At 75.1% G+C, this 11,956-nt stretch carries 10 protein-coding genes; 2 read left to right on the top strand and 8 right to left on the bottom strand.

Going from position 1 to position 11,956, the window contains the following annotated elements:
- The first annotated feature begins 67 nt into the window (after positions 1-67).
- The gene (locus tag ACZ7DE_RS08140) at positions 68-973 is read left to right on the top strand and encodes a chaplin (protein ID WP_470758887.1); all 906 of its coding nucleotides are present in this window, start codon (positions 68-70) and stop codon (positions 971-973) included.
- A 50-nt stretch (positions 974-1,023) separates the two neighbouring features.
- Here the strand turns inward: ACZ7DE_RS08140 and ACZ7DE_RS08135 are convergent, their stop codons facing one another.
- Positions 1,024-2,268 (bottom strand): NAD(P)-binding domain-containing protein, encoded by a 1,245-nt coding sequence (locus ACZ7DE_RS08135; protein WP_470758886.1) that lies wholly within the window; start codon positions 2,266-2,268, stop codon positions 1,024-1,026.
- Complete coding sequence (locus ACZ7DE_RS08130; protein ID WP_470758885.1) at positions 2,268-3,587, bottom strand: carboxylate--amine ligase; 1,320 nt, start codon at positions 3,585-3,587, stop codon at positions 2,268-2,270. Before ACZ7DE_RS08130 ends, ACZ7DE_RS08135 begins: the two co-directional genes overlap by 1 nt.
- A 160-nt stretch (positions 3,588-3,747) precedes the next feature.
- Between ACZ7DE_RS08130 and ACZ7DE_RS08125 the strand changes: the two genes are divergently transcribed.
- Complete coding sequence (locus ACZ7DE_RS08125) at positions 3,748-5,109, top strand: glycoside hydrolase family 26 protein (protein WP_470758884.1); 1,362 nt, start codon at positions 3,748-3,750, stop codon at positions 5,107-5,109.
- Between the two features lie 28 nt (positions 5,110-5,137).
- Here ACZ7DE_RS08125 and ACZ7DE_RS08120 read toward each other — a convergent pair whose 3' ends face one another.
- From ACZ7DE_RS08120 to ACZ7DE_RS08095, 6 genes are read right to left on the bottom strand one after another with little or no spacing between them, the layout of a single operon-like run.
- The gene (locus ACZ7DE_RS08120) at positions 5,138-6,253 is read right to left on the bottom strand and encodes a GNAT family N-acetyltransferase (protein ID WP_470758883.1); all 1,116 of its coding nucleotides are present in this window, start codon (positions 6,251-6,253) and stop codon (positions 5,138-5,140) included.
- A complete protein-coding gene (locus ACZ7DE_RS08115; protein ID WP_470758882.1) occupies positions 6,250-6,897 on the bottom strand; it encodes a YveK family protein in 648 nt (215 codons plus the stop codon). The genes ACZ7DE_RS08120 and ACZ7DE_RS08115 overlap by 4 nt, the downstream gene beginning before the upstream one ends.
- Positions 6,894-8,057, bottom strand: coding sequence for a glycosyltransferase (locus ACZ7DE_RS08110; protein WP_470758881.1), 1,164 nt, complete (start codon positions 8,055-8,057; stop codon positions 6,894-6,896). The genes ACZ7DE_RS08115 and ACZ7DE_RS08110 overlap by 4 nt, the downstream gene beginning before the upstream one ends.
- Positions 8,054-8,794, bottom strand: coding sequence for a polysaccharide deacetylase family protein (locus tag ACZ7DE_RS08105; RefSeq protein WP_470758880.1), 741 nt, complete (start codon positions 8,792-8,794; stop codon positions 8,054-8,056). Before ACZ7DE_RS08105 ends, ACZ7DE_RS08110 begins: the two co-directional genes overlap by 4 nt.
- On the bottom strand, positions 8,781-10,478 hold the full coding sequence (gene murJ / locus ACZ7DE_RS08100) for a murein biosynthesis integral membrane protein MurJ (RefSeq protein WP_470758879.1): 1,698 nt from the start codon (positions 10,476-10,478) through the stop codon (positions 8,781-8,783). The genes ACZ7DE_RS08105 and murJ overlap by 14 nt, the downstream gene beginning before the upstream one ends.
- The gene (locus ACZ7DE_RS08095; RefSeq protein ID WP_470758878.1) at positions 10,475-11,956 is read right to left on the bottom strand and encodes an O-antigen ligase family protein; all 1,482 of its coding nucleotides are present in this window, start codon (positions 11,954-11,956) and stop codon (positions 10,475-10,477) included. Before ACZ7DE_RS08095 ends, murJ begins: the two co-directional genes overlap by 4 nt.

The raw sequence follows: 11,956 nt of genomic DNA, 5'->3' as shown, positions 1-11,956 counted from the left end.
GTCCTGGACGACTCCGTGTGGTCCAGGGCCGGCTTTTCCCACTTCTTCGAGCAGGAAGACAACGAGATTGCGACAGACCCTGAGCAGGGGAATGGTCGCGGCGGCCGCCGCGACGGGCATTCTGTCCCTGTGCGCGGGCGGCAACGCCTTCGCCGACTCGAACGCCGAAGGGGCCGCCAAGGGTTCGCCCGGGGTCCTGTCGGGCAACTCCGTCCAGGCCCCGGTGCACGTGCCGGTGAACGTCTGCGGCAACTCCGTCGACGTCGTCGCCGCGCTCAACCCCGCGTTCGGCAACTTCTGTGCCGACCAGTCGGCCACGCACGAAGCCCCGCACGCCACACCGCCCGGTGACAAGGACTCCGGACACGGGGACTCCGGGCACGGCGACTCCGGGTACGGGGACTCCGGGCACGGCGACTCCGGGTACGGGGATTCCGGGCACGGCTCCGGGTACGGGGATTCCGGGTACGGGAGCCCCGAGCCGGAGGAGGAGTGCGGGGGCTACGGCGACACGTGCGGCGGCGGGGGCCAGACGCCGCCGGGCGGTGGACACACCACGCCGGGCGGCGGTCACAGCACCCCGCCCGGCGGGGGTCACTCGACGCCTCCCGGCGGTGACCACAGCTCGCCCGGCGGCGGTCACAGCACTCCTCCGGGCGGGGGCCATTCGACGCCTCCGGGCGGCGGTCACACGTCTCCCGGCGATGGTCACAGCACCCCGCCCGGCGGCGGCCACTCGACGCCCCCGGGCAGCGGACACTCGACACCGCCTCCGCACGAAGACCACAGCACGCCTCCGTCCGAGGGCGAGCACAGCACTCCGCCCGGCGGCGGGGGCGGGCACACCCCGCCCGAGCTGTCGCACACCGGCGGTGACAGCGCGACGCTGCTGGCCGCCTCCGGCGTCAGCGCCGCCCTCATCGCCGGTGGAGCCGTCCTGTACCGGCGGGGCAGGGGCGCGTCGCGTCGCTGAGCGGGACCGGGTGCCGGACGCCCCCGCCCGGCACCCACGCCCCGCCCCGCTCAGCTCCGTACGGTCTGCGCCGGCCGGCGTCGGGTCGGCGCCGGCACGGTCCCGCTCGGCATGCCGGTGTACAGCCGGCGCCGTACCCCCTGCACGAGCGTCCCCGCGGTGAACGTCGCGCCGTGGACGAAGCGCATCGACGGGCCGAACCCGGCCGCCGTCGCCAGGCCGGCCAGGAACAGGCCGGGGTGGGACGACTCGAAGTCCCGGCCGACCTCGGGGGAGCCGTCCGCCACCGTGGCCAGCGCTGCGCGCAGGTCGGCGCAGAGCAGCCCGAGCCGGTCGCGCGTCGCCCTGAAGCCGGTGGCCGCGATCACGTGCTCGGTGTCGAAGGGGGCCGCGCCGGCCACCTCCAGCCGTACCCCGCCCGGCACCGCCCGGGCGGCCGTCACCTCGTGGCCGAGGCGCACCTCCACGGCGCCGCGCACCCGGTCCCGCAGCCACCACGCGCCGGCCGGTCCGAGCGCCGTCGCGGCGATCCGGGCCCGGGTCGGCTCCCTCAGCCTGCGGTACGCGCCGGGGCGTTCGGCGTAGAACCAGTTGCGCCAGCCGCAGCCGAGGCCGCTGTGCGGTGCGCGGACGGACTGCCACCACGGGCGTTCCCGGGGCGGCGGCACGTCGTTCCATCTCAGCTGTTCGGTGCGGGCCAACACCCGTGTGCGGGTGCCTTGTTCGGCGAGCAGGGCGGCCGTCTCCAGAGCGGCCTGGCCGCCGCCGATCACCGTGACGTCCCGGCCGCGGAAGCGGTCGAGGCAGCCGTGGTGGCTGCTGTGCGTCACGAGGTCGCGGGGCAGGGCGCGCAGGACGGAGGGGATCTCGACGAACGGCATCACGCCGACGGCGAGGGCGACCGTCCTCGCCCGTACGGTCTCGCCGTCCTCGGTGACCGCCTCGAAGCCGCCGGGGTGGGACGCGATCCGGGCCACCGTGCGCTCGTCCACGGCGGGGACGGCGTTGCGGGCGAACCACAGGCCGTACTCGGCGAACGTCTCCACCGGGATGGGCTCCCCGTGGCGGGCCGTCACTCCCCGGGCCGCGCAGTACGCGTCGAGCCGCCAGCGGGCCGCGGGGTCGGAGAGGTTCGAGGCCCACGGCTCGGACTTGAGGAACATCCCGCGCGGCATGCTGTCGCGCCAGGAGGCCATGGGCCGGCCGAAGACGCGCAGGCTCAGGCCCGCGTGCGCGGCGTGGGACGCGATGGACAGGCCGTACGGGCCCGCGCCCACCACCAGCAGGTCGTACATCAGCAGCTGCTCGCCTTCTCGTCGTCGGTCGGGTCGGTCGGGGCCGGTTCGGCGCACCCGGGCGGGCGTGCCGGGGACGGCGCGGGCGACTGGCGGACCACGCGGGGCCGGGCCCCGGCCGGGTCCGCCGTGCCGAGCCGGCGCAGCCGGCCGAGCAGCCGACGGGCGGCATGGGCGCCCCACAGGCCCCACAGGGCGCGGCCGGGGGCGGTGTCGTCGCCGGCGTGCCAGGCGAGTTCGCGGCCCCGGCGGGTCGGTCGCAGCGCGGCCAGCGGCGCGTAGTTCTCCACCACGAACCGTCGCCCCGGCAGCGGCGACGCCGAGACCGGCAGCGGACGGTGTGTCAGGTCCAGGTGCTGGGCGCGGACGACGTCCAGTCCGCAGGCGTCGGCGAAGAGCCGGAACTGGGCGCCGGGCCGGGGGTTGAAGTCGAGCAGGTGGTAGTCGCCCGTCATGCCGCAGCGGCGGAAGTCGAGGTCGAGGATGCCGCGGTAGCCGAGGCTGCCGGTGAGCCGCTCGGCCAGCGCCCGCACCTGCGGGTTCTGGGTCCACTCGCCCACCGCGGTGAGGCCCGCCCCGCGCGGCCAGGCGCGCAGCTTGCGCCCCGGTCCGCCGGCGCCGAGCGCGCCGGAGCGGTCGGCGTACCCGTGGAAGAACCAGTCGCGGTCCGGGCCCGGCGGCAGGAAGGCCTGCAGCAGCAGTCGGCTGCCCGCCTCCTCGGCGCGCAGGTAGAGCTCGCGCGCCTCCTGGGTGGAGCGCACCACGATCGTGCTGCGCAGCCCCGACCCTGCGGGCAGCAGCCAGGGCCGGCTCCACTTGGCGACCACCGGCAGGCCGAGCCGCCAGGCGGCGGAGGCGGCCTGCGCCGCGCTGTCCGGGACCACGGTGTGCGGGTGCGGAACGTCCGCCGCCGCGCACAGTCCGGCCAGTTCGGCCTTGTCGGCGACGCGTTCGGGCACCGTGCGGGGCTGCTGCGGCAGAAGATAGGCGGGCGCCAGGTCCTCGCGCAGCCGGCTCACGGCGACCGCGCCCGCGTCGTCCATCGGGATCAGCACGGCCGGCCGTTCGATGCGGGCGGCCACCCGCAGCAGGACCGCGGCGATGTCGGCGGGGGAGGCGCCGGGCGGTGGCGGGGGGTGCCATCGGCTCACGAACCGGGAGGCGCGCACGGGACTTCCCGTCGAGTCGGCGATCAGATGCACATCGACTCCGGCTCGGCCGAACGAGCGCACGGCACCCAGCGTTCCGTGGTGAAAGGGATTCCGGTCGATCCGCAGGAGAACGGCGGGGACGCGGGTGTCGAGCAGCGACTCGGTCATTTTTGCGGGTCCTTCGGCTCAGTTCACCGGTATGGGCGATCGATCCACTCGAAAGCCGTAGCGGCGGTGGCGTGAATCCTTTTCGTGTGACTTTCATATGACTGAGTGTCAGTAATGCGCGGGGAGTGCGCGTTACGCGAGAGTGGAGAAGGGAGCAGGCATGGCCCCACAGCAGCGTCGCGCACGGTCCCGGCGGCTGGCCGTTGTCGCGGCGGCCGTCGCGGCCTCGGCCGCCCTGGCGTCCGGACCTGGATTCGCCGCGGGCGCGGGGGCGGCGCGGGCCGCCGATCCTCCCGCTCCCACCCCGACCGTCCCGGCGTCCGCCGCGCCCGCCGTGCCCGCCGCGGCCGACCCGGCCGTCCCCGCGCCGAGTGCGACACCGGACCCGCCGGCGCCGTCGGCGGCGCCCGTGACACCGGCACCGTCCGCCGACCCGTCCGCCGGTTCCACCGCGCCGGCCCCGTCCGCCGAGCCCGTGAAGCCGGCCCCCGCCTTCGGCGCCTACCTCGACTACGGCGCCCGGGGCGTGGCCCGGATCGCCCGGCTCAGCCAGTGGCTGGGCGGCGCGGAACTGCGTGTCGGCCACACCTACCTGCCGGGCGACCGGTGGCGCAACATCGAGGGCCCGCCCGGATTCCTCGACGTGTGGGCGAGCTGGCGGCGGGAGCGGGACGACCGGATGCTCGTCCTCAACGTGCCCATGCTGGAACGCAACGAGGAGGGCGTCTCCGACGCCGAGGTGCGCCGGCTGCTGGGGGAGGGCGCGGCCGGGGAGTTCGATCACCACTACCGGGCTCTCGCCGAGCGACTGGTCGCGCTGAAGGTGCCGGACACGGTGATCGTGCTCGGCTGGGAGATGAACGGCATCACGTACACCCATCGCTGCGGGCCGGATCCGGAGGCCTGGAAGAAGTACTGGAACAGGATCGTCTCCACGATGCGTTCGGTGCCGGGCCAGAAATTCAAGTTCGACTTCACGCCGGCCCGCGGCAAGGACGCCATTCCCTGGACCCAGTGCTATCCGGGCGACGACACGGTCGACATCCTGGGAATGGACTCCTACGATCAGCCGACCGGCCTCTCCTTCGACGAGCAGGTGAAGGAACCGTACGGGCTCCAGGATCACGTGGATTTCGCCAAAGCCCACGGCAAGCCCATTTCCTACCCGGAATGGGGACTCTTCCGCAACGGAGACAACGCCGAGTACATGCGGCGCATGCTCGCCTGGATGGACGAGCACGAACCGCTGTACAACACGGTGACCGACTACTGCCCGCACGGTGTGTGGCAGTGCCGGCAGAACCCCCGGTCGTCCGAGGTCTACCGCTCGCTCCTGTCCGGCCGCACCGACGAGCCCGGCGCCGAGCCGACGACTCCGGGGCCCACCCCGCAGCCCCCCACGACCGACCCCACCGGCGAACCCCCGGCGAACTGCACGCCGATGGACCTCGGCGACTGGGTCGAGTACTGGCTGGGCGGCAAGCTGTGCCTCCGCCTGGACTGGTGGTCGCGCAACGGGTGACGCGCGGTGCGGTGGCGGCAGGTCCGCGTCAGGAGCTGCCGCCACCGGCGCGCTCCTTCCGCTGCTCCAGACGCAGCAGCAGCTCCTTGCCCCGCCGGCGCGCGGCCACGTCGCAGACGGCCGCCGACAGCAGCGGTGCGGTGCGCCGACGGGCCAGCAGGAGCCGCTGGTTGACGACCGGTTCGGGCCGCCAGTGGTGCTTGTACGGCTCGTTGCCGCGCAGCAGGCTCAGCGCCGCGCGTCCCCCGCCCCGGGTGTGCTCGGCGCAGGCGTCGAGCAGCATCACCGCCACGTCCGCCTTGCGCTCGCGCAGCCGCGGATGGGCGCCGTACAGATAGCCCCCGGCCAGCCGCCGCGACAGCAGGGTCAGGTCGACGGCCACGACGTCGTCGTCGAGCCGGAACTCGGTGACCACCGCGTCCCCGGAGCGCACCATCGGTCCGACCGAGCGCACCAGGTGCTCGCAGAACCGCGATCGCAGGTGCTCACCGGTCACCTTCCGTCCCTGCCACTGCAGTTGGTGCAGCTCCAGCAGCCGCCGCAGCGCCGAGTCGACCTCCTCCGGGTGCACCGCCTTGCGCTCCACGCCCAGCGCGGTCAGCTTGCGCAGCTTGGCGCGCACCCGCTGGGCCTTCGCCGACGGCAGCCGGGCCACCAACTCCTCCATGGGGACGGCCGGCAGCTCCAGGCACACCGAGTCGCTCACCCGCCGCCGCGGCCCGCGCCAGCGTTCGTAGACCTGCTCCACCGCGCCGCCCGGCCGGACCTCGCGAAAGTCGATCAGCGCGGTGCGGGCGGCCGCCGCGAGGCCCTCGGTGAGCGCGTCGACGGCCTGCTCGCCGCGTTCGTCGTCGACGAGGACGTCCCCGTAGTCGGAGATCGCCCCGCCGAGCGGCACGAGCGCGGGCAGCGGGCGGCGGACGGCCGTCAGCGGGGCCGCAGCGACGAGCTCACCGCCGTCGCGGACCAGCAGCAGACGCAGCCGGCCGCGGCGGCCGTACGACAGCCACCACGAGTGCAGCCAGGGGTGGCTCTGGAAGGGGGTGGCCGTCGCGCACCGCTGGTACAGCCGTTCCCAGGCGGGCGCGAGCTCGGCGAAGGCCCGTTCGTCGGTGACGAGTTGGGTCCTGAGCGTCGGCTTCACAGCGCTCCGTGGGCGTCGGCGGCGAGGGCGGGACCGGGGACGGCGGCCGGGCGGGCGGCGTCCTGCGCCGAGCCCCGCTTCGGCCGTACCAGCAGCGCCAGGCCGCCGAGCAGGCCGCCCGCGCTCGCCCCCACCAGGCCGGTCACCGCCGAGGACGCCGAGGAGGGCGCGGTCGGCCGCACCGCGCGGGCGAACTGCTGGAGTTCGACGTTGGTGGCGGCCTTGGAGCTCTTGGCGTGCTGGGTCAGCGAGCGGGAGACCGCGTTGGCCATGTCGGCGGCGAGGTCGGCACGTGCGGAGGTCGCCGTGATCGCGACCATCGGGGCGTCCGGCGAGGTCGCCGTCTGCACACTCTGCTGGAGCGTCCCCACCGGCACGCCCGCCCACACCTGGGCGTCGCCGAGCACCGCGAGCTGGGTGGCGACCCGGCCGTAGGCCTGCGCGAAGCCGAGCGCGGACGCCGGGTCCGACTTCGCGGTGGGCACGGCGACGACATAGGCGGTGGCCGTGTACACGGGCGGCTCGACGACTCCGTACGCGCCGCCGAGCAGACCGCCGGCGACGGCTCCGGCCACGAGCAGGGACCACGGCGGGAGCGCCCTGGCGCGGCGCAGGGCGGCAGGACGGCGGGGGTTCTCGGTCATGGGGAACTGACTCCCTGGGGTGTCGGGGAAGCGGAGGACGACCGGGGTGGTCCGGTAACGGTGGCCGCGTACACGTCCATGAGCTGGGCGGCGCTGCGGGTGATGTCGTAGTGGCGGGCGGCGTCCGGGGTGGTGCGCGGGCCCGGGGCCTGCGCGCGCGCCTCGGTCAGCGCGCGGGCGAACGCCTCGGCGCCGCCGGTCACCCGACGGGCTCCCGACGCCTGCGCGGGCAGGTGCTCGAGGGCCGGGCAGGAGGCGTAGAGCACGGGCAGTCCCGAGGCGAGCGCCTCCACTGCCGCCAGGCCGAAGGTCTCCTCGGGAGAGGGGGACACGAACACGTCCATGGCGCAGGTGAGCGAGGGCAGGTCGGGGCCGGGGGTGCCGTCGGGGACGTAGGGGCGTTCGCCGGTGAACAGGACGCGGTCGGCGACCCCCGCCTCGTGCGCGATGCGCCGCAGCACGTTCTCCTCGGGTCCGCCGCCGACCAGCAACAGCCAGTGGTCGGGAGGCAGGTGGGCCAGGGCGTGGATGAGCACGTCGAAGCGCTTGCCGGCCGTGAGGCGGCCGACGCCGCCGACGACGTGGGCGTCGTCCGGCAGACCGAGGCGCCTGCGGGTGCGCCTGCGGGCGTCGGGGTCGAAGCGGAAGCGCGCCAGGTCGATGCCGTTGGGAACGACCTCGATCCGGGGCGCCGGCACGCCCCAGCTCAGCAGCCGGTCGGCGACCGTGGGGGAGACGGCGACCGTGGTGCGGCCCAGCCGTTCGCTGGCCAGGTAGAGGGCACGCACCCCGGAGGTCAGCCTGCGTCCCTCCAGCTGCGAGTCGCCCAGCGAGTGCTCGGTGGCGACGACCGCGCGGACCCCGGCCAGGCGCGCGGCCAGCCGGCCGTAGACGCAGGCCCGGTACAGGTGGGTGTGCACGAGGTCGTAGCCGCCGGATCGGATGATCCTGACCAGGCGCGGCAGCGCGCCCAGATCGCGGTTGCCGGCCATGCCGAGGTGGACGACGCGGACGCCGTCCTCGGTCAGTCCGTCGGCCACCGACCCCGGGTTCGTCAGCGTCACCACGTCGCAGTGTGTCGGCAAGTGCCGCAACAGCAGGCGCAGTTGCTGCTCGGCGCCGCCCACGCCGAGCCCGGTGATGATGTGCAGCGCCTTCACCGCAGGCCCTCCACGGGCCGTCGGCGCAACCGGTGCAGCCGGTACTTCAGATGCAGGCGCAGGGCGTTGTCGTCCTGCCCGATGTGCACGCGGGGCAGGGCGTGGAGGCCGTTGAGGGAGCCCGGGTCGATCGCGCAGGCGTAGGCGTAACCGGCCTCGCGCACGGCGTCCACGGCGCGCTGGTCGATCGTCCCGTACGGATAGCAGAAGCCGCCGACCTCGGCGCCGAGCAACTCGGTGAGGGCGGCCCGGCTCTCGACCGTCTCCGCCTTGAGGGTGCGGTCGTGGGCCGCGGTCAGGTCGACGTGGGTGAGGCCGTGCGAGCCGATCTCGACGCCCTCGTCGGCCGCGCGGCGGATGCCGTCGGCGGTCAGCAGGGGTTTGCGCGGGCCCAGCGGATCCCAGGCGTTGTCGCCGCCGAGCCGGCCGGGCAGCACGAACAGGGTGGCGGTGCAGCCGTTGCGGCGCAGGACCGGCAGGGCCCCGGTGAGGAAGTCGGCGTAACCGTCGTCGAAGGTGAGGCCCACCAGGTCGCGCCCCTCGCCCCGGGCGCGGGCGGCGAGCAGTTCGGCCATGGAGACGCCGCGCAGTCCGCGCCGGCGCAGCCACGTCAGCTGCTTCTCCAGCCGTTCGGGGGTCACCGTGATGCGGTACGGGTCCTCGGAGCAGTCACCCACGGAGTGGTACATCGCCGCCCACAGGACGGGCGCGCGGGTGCTGTTGTCAGGAGCGGCCATGGAAGAGCCTTCGGGTCGCGGAATGTACGGAACGGAGTGCGCGGACGACGCCCTGGGCGCGCAGGGCCACCCCGAGCGCCAGGAAGACGGCGGTCACGGTGAACCCGCCGACGGCGAGGCCGAGGAGCGCGTCGTCGAACTGCGCGGCGGCGATCGCCCCGGCCACGGTCGCCGCCAGGGCGGCCAGCACCGGTCGGCCCAGCTCGCGCAGCACGCCCCGGACGCCGATCGGGACGCTGCGCGGACCCATCCCGGCCAGCAGCACCAGGGCGGTGACGGTGATGCCGGTCGCGTTGGCGGCGGCGATCCCGTAGACCCCCCGGGTGTGGACGCTCAGTGCGCCGATCCAGGTGGTCACGCCGATCCCGCAGGCCATCGCGCCGACCGGGTACCAGCTGCCCCGGCCCGCCGAGAAGTAGGAGCGGACCAGCACGCCGACCAGGGTCTGGCCGAGCAGCCCGAGCGCGTACACCCGCATCACGCCGGCCGTCGCGGCCGTGTCCCGCGCGGTGAACGCGCCCCGCTGGAACAGCACCTCGATCATCTGCGGCGCGCAGGACACCACGGCCGCCGTGCCCAGCAGCACGATGCACGCGGCCAGCGCCAGATCTCGCTCCACCCGGCCGCGGGCGCGCTCGACGTCCCCCTCGGCCAGCGCCCGCGCGACCACCGGGAAGGTGACCGTGCACACCATCACCGACAGGATCATCGGCATCTGCGCGACCTTCTGCGCGTAGTTGAGGTGCGAGATCGCCCCGGACGGCAACTGCGAGGCGAGGAAGCGCTCGACGAGGACCTGGGACTGCCGGCACAGGGCGAACAGCAGGACGGTCGCGAGGAGCGCGGTGTCGAGGGGCCGGGGCTCCTCGTGCGCGGCGGCCTCCGCCCCCTCCGCCGTGCGTCTCCGCAACTGGCGCAGCAGCGACGGCAGTTGGACGAGAACCATGAGCAGCCCGCCCACCGCGACCCCGGCGGCAGCCGACCGCACCCCCCAGCGTCCGCCGAGGGTGTACATCCCGGCGACGATGCCGACGTTGTACGCCACGTAGATCGCCGCCGGCGCCACGTACCGCCGGTGCGCGCGCAGGGCCGCGCTGCAGTACCCGGCGAGCCCGAAGCTCACCGCGCAGGTGGCGGTGAGCCGGGTGCAGTCGACGGCGAGGGCGGGGTCGGGCAGTCCGGGGGCGAGGACCTCGACCAGGTGCGGAGCGGTGCCGATCAGCAGGGCACCGACCGCGACGAACGCCAGCGACAGCCGGGGGAGCGTGCCGGCGACCAGTGCCCGGACCGGGTCGCCGGGAACGCCCTGGGAGCGGCGGGCCAGCGCCATGCTGAACGCCGGGATCAGGGCGAACGCCAGCCCGTCCTCGATGAGGAGGGTGGCCGCGAACTCGGGCAGGGTCCACGCGACGAGGAAGGCGTCGGTCTCGCTGCCGGCCCCGAACAGCCGGGCCAGCGCCTGGTCCCGGAGCAGCCCGAGCAGGGCGCCGGCGACGGACAGGACGGCGGTGACGAGCGTGGCCTTGGCGAGGAACCCCCGCGACACCGGGGGGAGTTCGCCGCCGTGCCGCCCCTTCTCCCCGGCGGTCGCCCCGGCCGTCCCCCCGGACTGCGCGGCGGACCGCGCCGGCGGCACGGACACGGGGCCGTCCGTGTGGGGCGTCCGGGGAGGCGTCACCGTCATCGTGCGAGCGCCTCCTCGCGGCTGTCGCCGCCGACCAGCGCCCACCAGGCCACGAGCCCGAGGACGACGGCCGTCAGAACGGTCGAAGGCCCGCCGATGTCGGCGTACACGAAGTCGGTCAGCTGCCAGACCAGAAGGCCGCAGGCGACGAGCGCGCAGTCGAGGCCGGGCCCCGAGCGCCGCACGCGGTACCAGCCGCGCAGACCGCACGCGAGCATCGCCAGCCAGCCGCCCGCGAGGGCGAGCAGGCCGATCAGGCCCTGCTCGGCGAGGACCAGCAGGTACATGTTGTGCGGGGACAGCAGCGGCTGCCGGACGAAGCCCGAGCCCGCGCCGTCGGTGTCGCTGCCGGAGGACAGGGCGAGCGAGGCGTGCGCGTCCCGGTGCTCGGGGAAGCCTTTCAACCCGACGCCGGTGAGCGGCTGTTCGCGCCACATGCCGACCGCGGCCGCCCACATCGTGTACCGGTCGGTGACCGACTGGTCGGGCGCGTCGGCGACCTGGGTGATGCTGTCGACGCGCTCCTGGAGCATCGCCGAGCCCACCCCGAACCCGCCGACCAGGACCACGCCGGCCGCCAGCGCGACCGCACCGATCTTCAGCGCCCGCCGCAGTCCGGCAAGGGCCAGCTGGACCGTGCAGGTCAGCGCGGTCGCGATCCATGCGCCCCGGCTGAAGGACAGCGCCAGCGGCACCAGCAGCCCGAGCGCGCAACTCGCGGCGATCGCCCCCTGTCGCACGGAGGGGCGGCCGAGCGCCAGCCCGACCGCGCAGACCAGCCCGAAGGACACGACGGTCGCCATGCCCATCACGTCCTGCGGCCCGAAGGTGCCGACCGCCCGGATCGTCTCGCCCTGGTACGAGGCGCCGGTCGCGGTGACGAACTGGTGGACGCCCACCGTCCCCTGCCACCCGGCGAGCCCGACGAACGACCAGGCGAGCAGCCGGAGGTCGGCCCGGTTCCGCACGAGGAGGACGACGGCCGCCGGGACGAGCACGAAGATCTGCAGATAGCGGCCGAGGCCGGTGACCCCCGCGCCCGGCGAGGAGGCGCCCATCGCGGCGAGCGCGAGCCCGGCGACCGGCATCCCGAGAACGAGGGCCGCCGTCCGGGACAGCCCCCGCCGCCGCTGCCGCAGCAACAGGACCGCGCAGAACAGCACGACCAGCGCGGACAGCGCGTCGGCCGGCCCGGCGCCGCCCTCGCCCCCGGGGGTGAGCGGCAGGCCCAGCAGGGCGACCACGGCGACCACGGGCAGAACCGGAGACACGCTCCGGGCGGCCGGCAGGGGCAGGGCGAGGACCGGTCCGGGGTTCGCCGTCCCCTGCCCGGGCGGCGGGCGAAGCGGCGCCGGCGCGTCGCCCGGCGGAGGCGCGCCCGCGTACTGCGCGTACGCGGGCGTCCCCGGCATCGCGGCGAGGCGCCGTGCCAGGCGTCGCAGCGCAAGCGGGACACTCCGGACGGGTCCTGGGGTCAT

Source organism: Streptomyces sp. NPDC037083 (assembly GCF_055606485.1).
The sequence above is the reverse complement of the archived record's forward strand: the minus strand, read 5'-3'. Positions and strand labels throughout refer to the sequence as shown.